The following is a 17,397-nucleotide window of genomic DNA, read 5'->3' as shown; positions in this document are numbered from 1 at the left end:
AAATATGAATAATAATAAAAAATATTAAAATAGGCCGTATCTATATTGAATTTATAAATTCAATATGATACAGCCCCATCTTATTATCTATTCTAAAAGTTCCTTTTGAATTTCTTCTAATCTTTCATATATTTCTTCACATCTAAATTCTGCATATTTTAAATTTCCAGAATACTCTTTAAACTCTTCTTTAGAATATCTTTTAAAATCATACTCTAAGTCTGCTTCTGCTAAGCTAATAGCTTCATAGAATCCTGCAGTACACGGACCCCCTCCTCTCATTTCTGCTCCAAATATTGAACTTATTTCATTAAGTGAGTACTCTTTTACACCTTCAAATTCATCATCTACTTCAATTACTTTACCATTTTCTTTTATACTTATAGCCTTTAAAGGATTTGTTCCTAATATTGCAGCCTCTTCTCTAAACTCTTTAATTAGTTCTACTGCTTCATTTGCTAATTTCATTTGTTTTTCTAGTATAATCATATTACCCATCATCCTTTTCTATCTTTAATCTAAAGTTTACTTTACTTAAATAATTTAAATGTATATTTTCATTTTATTATTAATTATAACAACTTTCTTCCATATTTTTTGTCGAAATAAGTTGTAGATATTAAATTTTATAAATTTATCTAACTAGTTTTTGTAAAAAATAAAAATTTTTTATAATATAAAAAGATAGCTATAAAAGCTACCTTTTTTTAAATCCTTCTATTTATTTTGTATCACTCAGTAACTGATCTATTACTTTAATTTATTTCACATTATATATTTTCCATATTATACTATGATAATATCTTATTATTATATTTATATTTAAAATCAAAAAATATTTTTATATTTTTTTGTATACATTTCAATTATTAAATTGTCTTACATACATAAGGCCTTAAAATTTTACATAGGGGGATGAATGGACGCAGATATAGTAATAAACTTATATAAAAAACAATTTAAAATAATTTGCTTATACTTAGTTAAATGTGGATGTTCAATTAGTGATGCTGAAGATATTGTCCATGATAGTTTTATAAAGGCAATTGAATATATGGATGGTGTTGCTATAGAAAATCTTTCTTCTTGGTTATTTAGAGTTGCTATTAATAGATATAAAAATCATATTAAACGGACTAAAATAATAAATTCTGTTTCTATTGATGAAGTAAATTTTTATGAACAATTGATTCACGATTTAACTGTTGAAAAGGAAATTTTATGCAAAGAAAAGTGTAAGGAAATTAAAGAAGCTCTTAATAGTTTAAAAGAAGAATATAAATCATTACTTATATTTAAATATGAACTTGATTTAAGTTATAAGGAAATTGGACTTTTATTAGGTATAAATGAAGATACTGTAAAAACTTATTTATACAGAGCAAGAAATAAATTTAAAGAGGAGTGGATTAAAAAGTATGAACAATATTGATGATATTTTTGATGATAAAAAACTAAGAAAATCTGTTAAAAAGGCCAAGCTTAAATCTACAATAAAAATAATAATAATCGCCTTAATTATTTTTATAATTGGAACTTTTGCCAATATAATAATTAGTCTAAATTTAAGTGCAAAGAAATATGAAGCTGATGAAGCTTATGTAAAATTAACTGTTCCTAATGGATATATAAGTGAATCAAATGATATTATAGGATTCTTAGGCGGGAATGGAACTTATAAAATAGCTAAAAAAGTTTGTGATAAGTCTGTTATTTTAGAAGATAGAATTTCACTTTTTGGTCTAATACCTCCAATGAATTATTTTAGGGGCACTGGCAATGGATATATTGTAGGAGGAGAATGGCCTGTTCATCTTTGGGAAAATAGTTATAAAAAGCTAAGTTTTTTTCACCCTGAACTTAATTATAAGGAATATCAGAATGATTTAGCTAATTTAGATACAATTCCTGATGGAAAAATAATTGAAATGGCTATATCCTTTGATAAATCATATAAAATAAAGGACTTATATACTATTCAAACAGAACTACAACCTTCAAAGATAACATGGGCATGGTTAAATGAATTCACCGAAGAAAAAATGAATGAATATCGATATTCAGTTGAGAATTATGATGCTAAATCAGCTGGAATACCAGAAGAAGATACTATAGGAATACCATTATATAGTGCTTATACTTTTGATAACATTTCATATACTCAATATTATGATGAAATTATAGAAAATTTAGAAAAAAGCTACTCATCAGACCATAAAAAATTATATAAAGAAATTATGACTAAAGGTAAAACATCTTCAAATGATGCTGAAATACTTGGAGTAGTTATTCAAGGAACTAAGGAAGACTTAAAAAAAATAATAGGAAATCCTATTATTAAAGCTTCAAGCTTTGGTGTAATAACTGATCCTATATATTAAATTAAAAAGTGCCATAAAATTTGCTCTCTACAAGCTTTATGGCACCCTCTATTTCTATAATCTAATATATTTAATTAACATCCTTTGTTTCATCCGCCTCATAATTAAAGAAATCAAAATCTGCATAATGCTTATGAAGTACTCTATCTGCACAAGTCATACCAACAAAAGTTCCTGTAAATTCACCATACTTACAATATTCATCTGAGAACTTAGTTGTATCAAAAACCTTTCCTATCTTATTATAAGCTTCTCCATCATAACTCCACTCAAAATAAGACTGACGTCCTTCTACATTTAATCTAAGATATATAGGACATTCATCTACCGATATTCTAGTATTTAAAAACTCAGTTTTTTCTCCATTTTCAAGATGAATTATAGATAAAGCACTTTGTCCTAAGGTTTCACTATAATACTTTCTTAAATAAATATAGTTCATATTATCATAATACATAATAAGTCCTGCACTATGTTGATGTACCTCTGGCTTAAACTCCATTTTTGTAGTAACCTTTGCATAAACTGATGTTAACTTTCTAGCTAGTATACTAACCTTATTTAAAGAACATCTAGATTCTTGACCTCTAATTCTTACAAAGCCAGGTCTAGCTTTAACATCTGCAAATGATGAAGGTGCTATTCTTGGAGCATAATATTGAAGTCCAAGCTCCTCACCATCAAAATCATCAAAGTTTGGTATTTGAGGCACTTTATATTCTGGAAGCTTACTTTCAGCTACATATTCCTTAGCTAAATTTAAATCATCATACATTCTTAGCCAGCCATCATCTGTCCATTTCATTTTTTGAATTGCAGTTTCACGTCCAAGAGTACATCTTAATTCTGGTACAAATGGTCTTGCTGTGTGATGAACTAAATAAACTTCTCCTAATTGAGTTTCAACATAACTTCCATGGCCTGATTTTTGAAGTACTGATTCTGGATTAAAATACTTAGGCTTTAAATGATCAGGATCATGTCTTTCATAAAAATCTCCAGGTATAGATGTTAATATTGGATTTGTTGGATCTCCCTCATAAGGTCCCCATACTTCTTTAGCTCTTCCCATAGTTACACTATGACCATATCCAGTTCCACCTTCTGCACACATTATATAATAGTAATCTCCACGTTTAGTTAAGTGTGGAGCTTCTATACATCCCCTATCAGTTCCACCAGACCATATTCTCTTTGGATATCCTACTATCTCTTTCTTTTCTGAAGAATATTCAACCATACATATAGCTCCTGGTTTTTCATAGCCTTCTCTAGTTTCCCATTCTAATGATACAATATACTTTCTTCCATCATAATCATGTAATATTGATGCATCAAAGCCCGATGAATGAATATAAACTGATTCACTCCAAGGCCCTTTAATATCCTTTGCCGTAATTAAATAGTTGTCCACATCAAAGTATCTAGCATTCATAGAGTTCATTACTCCATAAACTACATAAAATAAATCTTCCTTTTCACAATATGTTAAACATGGAGCCCAAATTCCCTTTGCTGATGGTAATTTCTTTAAATCTACAGCCACATCATCAGTTAATACATGACTATATAGCTCCCAATTTTTCAAATCCTTTGAATGATAAACTGGAATTCCTGGAAACCATTCAAAAGATGATACTGCCATATAATAATCTTCGCCTTTTCTACAAATACATGGATCTGGATTGAATCCTGGTAATATTGGATTTTTTATCATAATATACTCTCCCCTTAATTCATATCATATTATTTTTTAATGTCTATATTTATCTACTATTAGGTTGTATATCATTTTATATACTCCCCATTATCTAAACTATATTTTAATCTCTTAATTACTGCCCTTCTAAGATTATTACATCCCAATCTCTTAATGATATAACATCATCCTTTTTATAAACCTTTCCAGTAAAAATATCTTTAACATTATCATAAGGACACTTTAATTTATTATTTTCTTCACTATAATGTAATATATAATGAAGATTTTTACCTAAAGAATTGTATCCATTTTTGATTATTATAGGCCAAGATACTTCTGGTATTTCATCTATTAACTTCGCATCCTCCATAGCCTTTTTATAAATTTCCTTTAGTAAATCCTTTTCTGTATAACATCCAATATAATATGCATATCCTTTTCCAAAGCCATTTCTAGTTATACCTGAATATTTACCCCAGTATTTATGTTCATAGTTGTATAAGCTTTCTGCACCTTCTAACTTTAATAATTCAGCCCAGTACTCTATTTTCCTACCATCTATAGTTGTTTTTCCAGGTTCAGTAAACTGATTATAGCTAATTCCAAAACATTCATGTAATATATGAGGTTGTTTATGATGATAAACACTTAAATGTTCATCAGCTACAAATGATTTAAATGAACTTACTAGTACTCCTCCTTGTTCTACAAATGATTTTAATTTATAAAGAACTTCTTCACTTGTACTGTAAAGAGCCGGAGTTATTATTACTTTATATTTATCAACATCTAAATCTTTAGCAAATACAATGTCACATTCTATATTCATTTCATATAAAGAATCATACATCCATCTAACTACATCGTTATAGCTTAAGTCTCTATCTATTGGAAACCATTTAAATGCTGTTAATGACTCATTATCAATAACAAGTGCCACTTTATTTTTCTTCTTTAAATTTACTAAATTCTTTCCAAACACTTTTAATTCTTTTCCTAATGTACATGCCTCTTCATAAGTAGGATTACTTTCTAAATCATGACTTAATAATCCCTTCCAGTAAGTCTCATAGCCATTATGAATAGAATGCCAATTCCAATACATCATCCCGTTAGCTCCACTAGCTAAATGACTATATGCATGTAATCTAAGTTGTCCTGGGTATGGAGTCCAATATTTAAAAGCTTGTGCCTGACATTCAAGTACAAGATAATTATCATTTTTTAATGTTCTTATTTCATCTCCACCAAAAGCTATTTCTGCTCCTGTTAAATCATCTTGTGTTGGATGATATATATCTGTTCCTGCAATGGTTACAGCCTCTGATGCTTCCTTATGATTTATATCTGGTTGTACACCATAAGAATATCCATCTTGTGCAATATCAGCTCCAAATTTCTTCCATTGGAAATCAAAATTATGAGTTATAAATTGATTATTTCTTTTATATTCTTTTATAATTTCTGATTGCCACATTAAGTATTGTGTTGCTAAAGTTCTTTGGAATTTCTCAAACTCACTAGCAAGTCCTCCATTAATACATCCCCTTATATCAGGTAAGTCATCCCAATTACTAATAGAATTACTCCAATAAGCTAATCCAAAAGTTTTATTAAAGTTTTCTGTTGTTTTAAATTTTTCTATCAAATATTCTTTAAACATTTTTTGAACATACTCATTAGCTGTTCCATAATGCTTAGTTTCATTATCTATTTGGAAGCCTATAACACAATTTGTATTTACAGTGTGCTCAATTAATTTTCTAATTACACGTTCTGCATAAAATCTAAATGTATTATTGGCAATATTCATTATTTGTCTATGACCATATTTAGCTTGTCCTTGTTTAGTTGTAACCATAATGTCTGAATCTTCATTTGAAAGCCATGAAGGAATAGCATAAGTTGGTGTACCTATTATTGCTTTCATTCCTTCCTTTTCTACTAACTCTAAAACTCTATCTATATATGTAAAATCAAACTTTCCATTACTAGGTTCTAAAGTGCTCCATGTTGATTCTGCAATACGAACTACATTCATCCCCGCATCTTTCATCATTTTAATATCTTCTTTTAATCTCTCATAAGGCATATACTCTAAATAATATGCACTTCCAAATAAAATCTCTGAATTCATATTTTCTCCCCATCTCATCCTAATTTAAATAAAGAGACTGTATTAAATAATAATTGTACAGTCTCTTTATAATAACTATTTACTATTCATGTATCTTCCAGCTTCTAAGTCAGCAATTATTTTGTCATATTTCTTATCTAAATCATAGAAACACATACAAACTACTCCAATACCCATAGTAATAGCTGGGATCCATATAAATGACATTCCAATAGCATTCATAGCTGAAGAACTTTGAATTGCTAAAGTAGCATCAAATTTTCCAGCAGCTAAAATCCAACCTAAAGCAGCTGTTCCAATACCTGAACCAACTTTCATACAGAAAGAAGATGCAGCATTTCCCATACCTGAACTTCCAAAGCCATTTTTCCATTGTCCATAAGTAATAGCATCTTGTAAAAGACCAAACATAACTGCAGCAGAACATCCAAATCCCATTCCCTTTATTACAGAAGCAACAACTTGAAGGCTTACACTAGCTCCAGCAACTCCAGTGAATACAAATCCTATAGTTGCAACACCAGTACCAATTAGCATTGTGTTTCTTTTTCCTATTTTCTTCATAATAAATGGTGTACAGAACATTGTAGCAATTTGCGCCATTGATAATGCATTTGATATAGGTGCAAATTTATTTATATCTCCTATAACATATTGTGCATAATATGCAGCTGATCCAAAGAAACAAGACATCATAAAGTACATTACAAAAAGTACTCCAACCATTAATAACCAATATTTATTTGTAAAAAGACCTTTTAAAGATTTTATAAATGACACTTCTTCTTTTTTATCACTATTAGATGATGACTCTTCTACAACTCTTTCTTTACAAGTAGCAAACATAAATAAATTTAATACAACTGTTGCAATTCCTATTACTACGAAAGCTTTAGTCCAACCAGCACGATTGTATTGATCTCCATTACCTAAAGCAACAACCATTTTTAATACAAATGTATTTACTGTCATTGTTCCAGCAGTAGCTAGTAACATACGGAAGTTTCCTAATAATCCACGTTCATATTGATTAGTTGTCATAAGCCCATTCATAGCAGCATATGGAACGTTAATACCAGTAAAGAATACTGTTGAAACTAAGTTATAAGTTAAAAACATATAAATAAACATATATTTTCCGCTTAAACTTTCTGGTACTGAGAACATAAGCACTGCTGATACTGCAAATGGAACACATAAACGTAATATCCATGGTCTTGCTTTACCATATTTAGATTTAGTCTTATCAACAATTCTACCCATTATAAGATCTGAAATACCATCAAATATTTTTGATATTGCAATTATTGATGCTGCCATTGCTGCATCTGCATTGACAACGTTTGTATAATAAAGTAATAAAAATGCACTTATTGATGAATATATTAAATTTCCTGAATAATCTCCTATACCATAGCCTAAACGTTCTTTAAAAGAAAGTTTTGCATTTGGATTCATTTTTTCGTTTACATTGACCTTTAATTTTGCTTCCATAATTATAACCTCTCACCCTCAAATATTAATTATTTTTCAATTGGAAACCAACCTTGTGCTACGCACTTTCCTAAATCCCAGCTATCCCATCCAATCCATCCTGGCTCATTGACTGTATCTAGTAATAATTTATAATTCCAATAATAATATCCACTACCCTTTTTCCAAGCATTAAGTTGAGCTTCTGCTACAGAAGAATATAATTCTTTCTTTTCTTCAACTGATAATGTCTCTTCATTTGCTACTACGCCACTTAGAGGAGATTGTCCACCCTTAGTATCTATTCCAGTTCCATAAGAATTAAATAAACTCCATTCTCCACAAATAACATGGAAATATTCTTGCATTTCAGCTACATCTTTTTCAAAATTTTCTTTGATATAGTTTACATAAGCTTCAGTACTTTTTTCACATCCGAAAGCTTCTGCTACCATTAAGTATTGATGTGTATCTAAAACTACATTTTTAAATTCATCATCTCTCATAAAATCTTTCCATGATTTTAATTCAAAGGCATCGTGGAAAACAACTGCTTTATCTTCTGGCATATGCTTACGTAGTACTCTATATGCATCAACGTAAAACTCACGTAAAAATTCTAAGGAAATAGGTCCACTTCCTTCTGCTAATTCTGGTTCTACAGGTTTGTACCTACTTTGTACATCAAATACATCCCACATATTTTCTGTAACAGGCTCATTTAATATTTGAATTCCCCAAAGGCTTTTTCTTGTTCCATATCTCTCTGACAATCTTTCTAATACACTTAAAGCAAATTCAACATTTTCAGGATCTTGTGCCCACTTGCAAACACCTGAAATTCCACCATTATCAAATCCATTTTGACTTCCTGGTACAGTATGAAGGTCAATTAAAATACTTAATTCATATTTTTCAGCCCAGTTAAATGCTTTATCTAATTCTTCTACACATCCTATGAAAGGTTCACAATCACCAAAAATAAAATATGGTACAGGTATACGTACTGAATTTAAACCAAATGATTTTATAGTTGCAAAATCTCTTTCTGTTATATATTCACTACGATGAACCTTAATACGAGATTCATAAACATCTCTTGGTAGTCTTCTTGGTAGATAATACTCATCCTCTGCATCTGTTCCATAAAATAATGTTGGACTCATCCATTTTTCTAATACTAACCAATTTCCTAAGTTTACACCTTTTACATACATACTTATTACCTCTTCTTTCACTATTTAAAATAAGACTATTTTGTGTTTACGAGAATCCTCAAAATTTCATATATGCAATTTCAAGTTCCTTGTTAAGTCTTATAAATCCTTCATCTGTTATTATTGTATACAATTACATTTGCTTAATTAAGTATCTTTATTATCTATTTTATAGGTCAATATTATCTTTTTTTGAATTGATTTACAAGTAAATATATTTTATACTAATCTTAAAGGGGTGAGAATTTTGAATAAAGAAAACATTACACATGAGATAATACAACCTGCAGAAAACTTAGATGCAGTTCTTAAGCTATTTAATGATACTGGTAGTTATACTCCTAGGCATTGGCATAACTCAATCGAAATCCTATACATAACATCTGGTAACTTACAAGTTGATATTGGGAAATACTCTTATGCATTAAAAAAAGATGATTGTATATTAATTAATTCAGGAAATGTTCATTCAACTCGCTGTATTGATGGAAATACGTCAATTTTATTACAAATACCCTCTGGATTATTAAAACGTTATATACCTAATTATAAAAATCACTATTTTGACTTAAGTATTAATTCTAACGATGGTAGTAATAATGAAAATTTAAATAAAATAAAAGAGATTTTGAAAAGCATGAAAGATTTGAAAACGTATCCTTGCGAAGTTGGACACTTAAGATTTGCCAGTCTTTTATTTGAGTTTCTTTTTTTGTTATATAATAATTTTAGAATTACAATAACTAATGATAAATTAAATCATTCTAATGTATCTCTTTCTAATTTAGAACCAGTACTAGATTTCACTAGGCAAAATTATAATAAACATATTTCTATTAAAGAAGTAGCTGATGTAGCTCATCTTCAACCGGAATACTTTTGTAGAAAATTTAAACAATTTATGGGACAAACCTATTTAGATTATTTAAATGAAATTAGACTTTCTCACATTTATATGGACTTACTTAATACTAAAGATTCTATATCTAATATTATGGAAAGACATGGTTTTAGCAACTATAAATTATTTTATAAAATATTTAAAGAAAAGTTTAACTGTACTCCAAGAGAAGTTCGTAAAAATAAATAAGTCAAATCATATAACAGCTTAATACCTCTTTAAAACTTACATACTTTATCAATATATTCACTTTATACTATAAAAAATTATATATGTATAATATACATAACATTTTAATGGTTCACTGAATATAATATAGTATTATTACTAAAGAGGTGAAATTAATGAGCACTATTAATGAAACTGCATATAAAGCAGCAGATGGTAGTCCCGGTAAAGGTGTACCATACATTTATTGGATTAACTTAGGAGAAAACTTAACAATAAAACCTGGTGAAACTTATCAACTTACAAATACACTAGGAAATACGGGCTATACCTTCCACATGACAATAAAGGGTGTTGGCAACATGAACTTAGTATCTAATAGCTTACCTACAGAATATGGTGATTTAGGTCGTATTGATTATCAAGGTATTCAAGGTTATCCTGTTTTTTATCCCTATAACTATAGTTATAATGGTCTTAATGTATGGCGAGTTGACCTTGAAGATATTTATATTACAGATTCTGATGGAAATACTATAACTAATTATTCATTTGTGGCAGCAGATGCTGAACAAACTAATCTTTTTCCATATGGTGCAGAAAGTAATACCTTTGTAACATCAAACGGTGTATGGAGTTTATATGATACTGTAAAAGCAGACCCAACACCCCCTTGGATATATCCTGGTGAATTAGAATTAATAGGATTAGGTTCAAATACTGTGCAAGAACTTCCCGTTAAAGAGGGCTATAATTATGCTCCAATTTTTTTATGTCAAGCTACAGGTAATTGTCAAATAACTATGATTTCTCCCCATCAAAGACAAGCTGTTGCAATAGGAGTAATGATACAAGAACAAGGTATTAGTATCGAAAAAAGCCCTCTAGATCAAATAATAATAAAAAGAAATAATTATGAATTTTTCTTTGACTTCAAGTTTACAGCTTTAACCTCAACAGTTGGATATACTGAATATAGAATAAGTGACTCCTTACACCCTGGATTATCTGCTAACCTAGAATCCACTACAGTTACTCAAACTATGGGTGGAGTAACTACTAATGTAACTTTTAAAACACAAATAGTTAATAATACTACTAATATAATTATTCCTATAGATAATGTAACTGAAGGTGCAGATGTAACTATAAGGTTATACGTTAAGGTTACAAATCGATTATTACTTCCTGATAAATTTTTTAATGAATGCAGCATCGCTGTATTAAATACTAATTCTAATGAAAATAAAGTAGCCTTATCTAACAAAGTTACTGTAATTTCAACTCCAGATTTTGATGGAATTCCAAAAACCAAACCAATATCTCCTGCAAATCCAAAGCCAACACCAATTGTACGCCCTAATCCGCATTATCATGTAATTAGTCACTGTAGCTTATGGTATTATTGGTACTGCTGTTGTAAGAAAAAACATCATAAAAAGCATAATATATAATTAATGCTAAAAGTATAAAACAGATACTTACTTTTCAGTATCTGTTTTATACTTTTATATCTTTATACTTTTCCAAATATATTTATTCCTCTGAATTTAATATTTGAATATAATATTATATCATCACCTATATTTGCTAAATCTACATTTCTTGCAATAAAATTTCCATCTGGTGTACTAATATAAGATATTGCATTATCAGCATATATCCATGAATACCCTAATTTATCTGTAGCTGATATAAATTGTCTGAATTCATCTTCCCCTTTTAACCTTACTATAAATTTACCTATATAAGTTGTTCCATCTTCTTTCTTGAATTGAACTTTCTTTACCAATGGTTTAGCTACACCTGGTGTTAATATAACTACAGGATATATTATTATTCTATCTTTACTTATAATTTGTGTACTACCGCTACCAATATCATCTACTGATATTTCACCTCTAGTACAACTAATCTCTCCAGAACCTATTAACTTTATTTCTCCTACCCCACCTTTATAACCTGCACCTATTGCTGATGTATTTAGTCCTCCCTTTACTCCTACATCAAGTTCTCCAGTTATTTCTATTGTTCCAACTGCACCATTTATTCCTCCACCTATTCCGGCTCCATTTATTCCTCCAGTAGCCATGAGTTCTCCTGTTCCACTTACTGTTATATATCCTCCTGAAACATTAAATCCACCGCCTATTCCTGATGCATTTATTCCTCCTGTTGCTATTAACTGCCATCCTACATTTATTTTTATAAATCCTGGCGAACCTTCACTTCCACTACCTATTCCTGCTCCTCCATCTCCACCTTGTACATCTAAAATATTCATAGCATCTATAACTATACTTTCTACAGCCCCATTATATCCACTACCTATTCCTGCTGCTCCATTTCCACCTATTACTTGCATATTTGCAAAAGTATTTATGGTTATATTTCCTGATGCTCCATAAAATCCTCCACCTATTCCTGCTGCATTAATTCCACCTGTTACCGTAACTATTCCTATTCCATTTATTTGTATTTTCCCACCAGAACCATTGCTTCCTCCACCTATTCCTGCGCCTCTATATCCACCACTTATATTAATAGTTCCAGCAGTATACATAATTATATTTCCAGCAGACTCATTAGAATTTCCTCCAATTCCTGCCGCTGAATCATAATTACTTACAAATCCTATACACTCAAGCTTAGTATTGTCATCTTCAAAGTAAATAGATAATCTTTGTCCTTCTCCAATATGAATTGCAGCATTAATTTTCGCTTCTGGATAATTTCCTGTTCTTGATGCTACTATACTATTATTACCTGAAAACTGTAACGTGTTTCCTTTCTCTGTAGATTTATTCTGTAAAATATCACTTGCTATATCTATAAATACTCCATTTGTATCATTATCGGGATTATTTGCTGATAATCCTAAATTTATAACCTTACAATTAAAATATGTTTCTCCTCCACCTTCAGCAACAAGAGATGCATATATATAATTAATAGTATTATCTGTATTTTTTCCTATTAAAGTAAACTCCACTATATTATTAGGTATTTTAATACTATAGTAACTTGTTTGAGTATTAAACTTTGAATTACTAAGGTCTAATGTTATACCTGTAATATTAGGATTCTTAATTGCCAGTTGCTTCATATAATTATTTAAATCTTCACCATTATACGTCCATTCTGCTTCTAATAATTTTATTTCCGAAACCATCTATTCTCCCTTTTTAGCTTATTTATATTCTCCTTACTATAATATAAGTATTTTAATTTAATTGTTCTTAATTATAATATTAATAAATATATTAACCTGCAGGGTCAATCTAGTTTTTTACATTTAACTGCTAATTTTGAAGCTGCAAAGGCTGATATTGGAATAGACAAAACAAGAGCTATTCCTCCTGATATTCCTTGTATAACCTCAATTACTATACTATCAATATTTATTAACTGCATATAAGGGAGATTGTACATAAAATAAATAACAACTATATTAATACTACTTCCTGTAAATGCTAATATTAATGTATTAGTCATAGTTCCCATTACATCTTTTCCTATATTCATTCCTGATGTAAATAACTGCTCACTAGTTAACTCTTTATTTACTTCAAACATTTCAAATACAGATGATGTTATAGAAATAGTAGTATCCATAATTGCTCCCAAGGAAGCAATTATTATTCCTGCAAAAAGCAAATCCTTTATCCTTAAGGAAGTCTTTTGTGCAACAAAAAGTAAATCCTGTGCTTCATAAGTATTAAAGCTTGAAATATTAGTTATAACTCCAAATAAATAAGCTAAAATTCCTGCAATAGCTGTACATAAAATACAGCTAAAACAAGCTACCATTGTTTTTTTGCTCACCCCATTTAGAGATAACATTGTAACACCTGTTGATAATATAACAATAATTACTGATGCTACTATTGGATTCATACCTCTTATTATTAAAGGAATAAATAAAAATATTATACATACCATTGTAAATCCTAATGAAAATAAAGACTTTATCCCCTTTAATCTTCCTATAAATATTACTATAAACATAAAAATTAGTACTAATAAGTAAAGTGCCATTTCTCTACTATAATTAACAATAACAGTTGTAATAAAATCATCAAAACTAGAAATTATAAACTTAGTTCCAACCTTAGCTGGTTTATTATCTACTCTTCCAATAAAGTTATTTGCAGTAACTACTTCACCTTTTCTGTCTCCACTTAAAATTTTAAGCTCTAAGTTTTGTTTTCCTATATTAATATAAGGAAAATCTGGATCTGGTTCTAACTCTTCTGAAACTATACTTATAACTTCTGCTTTTGCATATTCAATCCCTACTGGTCTATCTTCTGGTTTTTTATAATCCAACCTTTTATTGAATATAATCAAAAAGATAAAAAAGCTTAACATAAACCCAATCCAAATTATATTTTTCTTATTAACCCTTAAATTATTACCTTTAAATTTATCCATAAGTATATTCCTCTTTACCCTTATTTTTATTTACCCACTATTACTTACTTTAAATTTTTTATAATTATAACTAGCTTGTTATTCTAATAATCCCATCCCTTACTTTTAACTTTCCATAACTATCTTTAGTAGATAGTGTAGTTTTATCTACATCTCCATTTATAGTTGCAAAAACTGCCTCTTCTATTTCAATAACAAGCTCATCATTTGGAATTACTGAATCTTTAAGCTTAAATATTAATTGAAATGGTATATCCTTCTTTTCTTTTTCAAAGCCACTGCTAACATATGCATTCTTTCCTGCTGTTGTATCTAAATACATAGCTTTTATTACACCTTCTTGATTTGCAACCTCTTCATTATATGACCACTGTGGAATTTTATAAGATGCTTCATCATCTCTCTCCGGGTCATAATCATTATAAGTTTCCATAGTTCCTATAGAAATTCCCACAAACTCTAATTTATTATTATCAAACTTTATTTCTACACTTGCTGCTGGATATTCATTATCAGGTAGTTTACTTAATACAGCAGGTATTATAATCTCCTCTTTATAATTGGATGAAATTTTTTCACTAGAAACTTTTAATTTCAATGTAGGTGTTGTTTTAATACTAAAAATAAATATACTAAGTACCAAGGTTATAGTTAATACTATAATTCCTCCACTAATCCATATTTTCTTGTTTTCTTTTATTTTCATAAGCTTTCCCACTCCCTATCAAAGGTTTTTATTCTATACATATGATACATTATTTTCCTTTTATCTTCTTTGATAGTTACGTTAAATATATGTAATAAAAACTTAACATTGAAATAAAAAAATAAGAGACAAGTCGCCTCCTAACTCCTCTTCAGGTAGCTTGTCTCTTATTGCATTATTTAGATAAAACTTTAAACTCTTTACCTGCTATATAATTATCAACTACATCTATAGCATCTCTTGTATTAATTCTTCCATCAGCATTAACGTTTATGCTAATAATCTCTTTATTATTTAATTCAGTTTTTCTTAACCAAGAACTTACTGCTGCTAAAGCATCTTGTGCATCTATTCCATCATTATTAATATCACCAAATAATACTGTTTCTACTTGCTCTGCTGTTTCTGTTAATGTATAACTATTAATATCAGATAAGCTATCTAAAGAAGTATCTGCTGATACTAATGCAATATAAGTTACCTTTCCTGTCTTCTCTGTAAATTCTGGGCTATATTAGAATTTAGTATCTCCAAATTTAACATCAGTTGTGTTTTCTACTAATGTAAATTCTGATGCAACAGCCTTCATATTTTCAGGGATTACATCCACTCCTTCTGATACATAAAGTTCTCTTGCACTAACTTGTGCTACTTCTTTTTCTACAAAAGTAATTGTGCTCTTAGCATTTTTAGTATTGTATTCTATATCAACATCATTTTCACATCTTAATACTAGGTCTGACATCTTAATAGCAGTACTATCTTCTGAAGATTTATCTTCCTTTAAAGCAAGTGTTAATGTAACTACATTTTTATTGCCTGATGTGTTGTTAACAAAAATAGGTTCATCATCTAAGTTTGCAAGAGCAACTCGTAGCTTTCCATCAACAACATTGTAATCCCAATTATTTGCTTTAATAACTTTGTTATTTAATTCTACAGCTTTTACTTCTAAATCTTCTGGAATATCAAATGCCATTTCTGAAGCTATTATTACAGAATCAGTTGGTAATTCATTAACTACAACTGGAACCTTAAATTCTACTCCTGCTTTACCTTCAACATTTTCAACATCTGACATACTTACTGTATAAGCACTTTGTTCTGTATTCCTAACAACAGTTAAAGTATCATATATTAATGCTTTAACTTCATCATCAGATTTTCCTTCTACTAAGGCAGTAAACTTTTCTGCACTTAATTTAAAGTCTTTAATTTGCATTATTGATTCTTCAAATGTTAGATCATCATATCCACTTGTTGTACTTTCGTTCCCTATACTAAATCCACTGTTTGCATGGTCTGTTGTAACTACAACAATAGTATCTTGATTTTCTTTTGCATAATCTAATGCAACTTTAATTGCATCATCAAAAGCTAAAATATCTCCAATTGTTCCTGATGGATCATTAGCATGAGCAGCCCAGTCAATTTTACTTCCTTCTACCATTAAGAAGAATCCATATTCATCTTTATTTAAAACTTCAATAGCTTTGTCAGTCATTTCTGCTAATGAAGGCTGAACATTATCATTATCACTTTGTCTATCAAAGTCATATTTTAAATCTGCATCTGCAAAGCTTCCCCATAATTTATCACCATCATAATTATCTAATTCATCTTTAGTAGTGATAAAATCAAAGCCCTCTTCTTTAATATTATTTACTTGATCCTCATAATAAGCTGCAAACTCATCAGTTGAAACTTCTGATGTAAATCCGCTTGGTTTATTAAATCCACCACCTAAAACAACTTCCATATCTTGATTAATTTGTTGTTGTAATATCTGGTTATAATGCTTTCTATTATTAGTATGTGCTGTAAAATCAGCTGGAGTTGCATGAGTTATTTCACTAGTTGCTATTATCCCTGTAGCTTTTCCAATGCTTTCTGCACCCTCTACAATACTAGCTATTGGAGTATCATTAACTGATGTTCCTATATACTTATTATTAGTCTTTTCACCTGCAGCATATACTGTTCCTCCTGGTGCAGAGTCAGTTATTGGACCATTTGCCCAGCTTGTAATTACACTTCCTACAGAAATTTCATCCATAGCTAAATTTCCACCTTTTGTTTGTCTTGCCAATGTGATTCCTTCTGTACTCATACCATCAGCTATAAGCATAATTACATTTTTAGCTTTTCCTCTTTCATTTGCATATACTACATTACTTCTTGATGCATGTATATTAGTGGTAACTCCTGCTACTACTAAAAAAGCAGCAATTATCCCCTTTATTCTTTTACTCATTAATTCATCCTCCCTATGTATCTT

General features: G+C 29.4%; 14 protein-coding genes. 5 read left to right on the top strand and 9 right to left on the bottom strand.

Going from position 1 to position 17,397, the window contains the following annotated elements; translation table 11 throughout:
• Positions 1-87: 87 nt before the first annotated feature.
• A complete protein-coding gene (locus HCG76_RS14790; protein WP_221701089.1) occupies positions 88-489 on the bottom strand; it encodes a hypothetical protein in 402 nt (133 codons plus the stop codon).
• A gap of 430 nt (positions 490-919) precedes the next feature.
• Between HCG76_RS14790 and HCG76_RS14785 the strand changes: the two genes are divergently transcribed.
• Positions 920-1,432 carry an RNA polymerase sigma factor gene (locus tag HCG76_RS14785; protein WP_221701090.1) on the top strand — a complete coding sequence of 171 codons (513 nt, stop codon included), beginning with the start codon at positions 920-922 and terminating at the stop codon, positions 1,430-1,432.
• Positions 1,419-2,381, top strand: coding sequence for an anti sigma factor C-terminal domain-containing protein (locus tag HCG76_RS14780; RefSeq protein WP_221701091.1), 963 nt, complete (start codon positions 1,419-1,421; stop codon positions 2,379-2,381). Before HCG76_RS14785 ends, HCG76_RS14780 begins: the two co-directional genes overlap by 14 nt.
• 70 nt (positions 2,382-2,451) lie before the next feature.
• On the opposite strand, the gene HCG76_RS14775 is transcribed toward HCG76_RS14780, so the two are convergent.
• The 4 genes from HCG76_RS14775 to HCG76_RS14760 all read right to left on the bottom strand — a co-directional run bounded on the left by HCG76_RS14775 (position 2,452) and on the right by HCG76_RS14760 (position 8,910).
• Positions 2,452-4,098 (bottom strand): glycoside hydrolase family 43 protein, encoded by a 1,647-nt coding sequence (locus HCG76_RS14775; RefSeq protein WP_221701092.1) that lies wholly within the window; start codon positions 4,096-4,098, stop codon positions 2,452-2,454.
• A gap of 118 nt (positions 4,099-4,216) precedes the next feature.
• Positions 4,217-6,220: a beta-galactosidase gene (locus tag HCG76_RS14770; RefSeq protein WP_221701093.1), complete on the bottom strand. Its 2,004-nt coding sequence runs from the start codon at positions 6,218-6,220 to the stop codon at positions 4,217-4,219.
• A 75-nt stretch (positions 6,221-6,295) separates the two neighbouring features.
• Positions 6,296-7,714, bottom strand: coding sequence for an MFS transporter (locus HCG76_RS14765; protein ID WP_221701094.1), 1,419 nt, complete (start codon positions 7,712-7,714; stop codon positions 6,296-6,298).
• A gap of 29 nt (positions 7,715-7,743) precedes the next feature.
• Entirely contained in the window at positions 7,744-8,910 is a 1,167-nt protein-coding gene (locus HCG76_RS14760; protein ID WP_221701095.1) for a glycoside hydrolase family 5 protein, read from the bottom strand.
• A gap of 247 nt (positions 8,911-9,157) precedes the next feature.
• Between HCG76_RS14760 and HCG76_RS14755 the strand changes: the two genes are divergently transcribed.
• Positions 9,158-10,000: an AraC family transcriptional regulator gene (locus HCG76_RS14755; protein ID WP_221701096.1), complete on the top strand. Its 843-nt coding sequence runs from the start codon at positions 9,158-9,160 to the stop codon at positions 9,998-10,000.
• A gap of 155 nt (positions 10,001-10,155) precedes the next feature.
• On the top strand, positions 10,156-11,433 hold the full coding sequence (locus HCG76_RS14750) for a CshA/CshB family fibrillar adhesin-related protein (RefSeq protein WP_221701097.1): 1,278 nt from the start codon (positions 10,156-10,158) through the stop codon (positions 11,431-11,433).
• Positions 11,434-11,495: 62 nt separating this feature from the next.
• Here the strand turns inward: HCG76_RS14750 and HCG76_RS14745 are convergent, their stop codons facing one another.
• The 3 genes from HCG76_RS14745 to HCG76_RS14735 all read right to left on the bottom strand — a co-directional run bounded on the left by HCG76_RS14745 (position 11,496) and on the right by HCG76_RS14735 (position 15,119).
• A complete protein-coding gene (locus HCG76_RS14745; protein WP_221701098.1) occupies positions 11,496-13,151 on the bottom strand; it encodes a hypothetical protein in 1,656 nt (551 codons plus the stop codon).
• A 104-nt stretch (positions 13,152-13,255) separates the two neighbouring features.
• A complete protein-coding gene (locus HCG76_RS14740) occupies positions 13,256-14,413 on the bottom strand; it encodes a YibE/F family protein (RefSeq protein WP_221701099.1) in 1,158 nt (385 codons plus the stop codon).
• Between the two features lie 70 nt (positions 14,414-14,483).
• Positions 14,484-15,119, bottom strand: a complete 636-nt coding sequence (locus HCG76_RS14735; protein ID WP_221701100.1) for a hypothetical protein — start codon at positions 15,117-15,119, stop codon at positions 14,484-14,486.
• 272 nt (positions 15,120-15,391) lie between these two features.
• Here HCG76_RS14735 and HCG76_RS14730 point away from each other — a divergent pair, with 272 nt between their 5' ends.
• The gene (locus tag HCG76_RS14730; protein ID WP_221701101.1) at positions 15,392-15,538 is read left to right on the top strand and encodes a hypothetical protein; all 147 of its coding nucleotides are present in this window, start codon (positions 15,392-15,394) and stop codon (positions 15,536-15,538) included.
• Between the two features lie 95 nt (positions 15,539-15,633).
• On the opposite strand, the gene HCG76_RS14725 is transcribed toward HCG76_RS14730, so the two are convergent.
• Positions 15,634-17,373 (bottom strand): alkaline phosphatase, encoded by a 1,740-nt coding sequence (locus HCG76_RS14725; protein WP_221701102.1) that lies wholly within the window; start codon positions 17,371-17,373, stop codon positions 15,634-15,636.
• Positions 17,374-17,397 lie beyond the last annotated feature (24 nt).

The organism is Clostridium sp. K13 (assembly GCF_019734195.1).
GTDB lineage: Bacteria > Bacillota > Clostridia > Clostridiales > Clostridiaceae > Clostridium.
The sequence above is the reverse complement of the archived record's forward strand: the minus strand, read 5'-3'. Positions and strand labels throughout refer to the sequence as shown.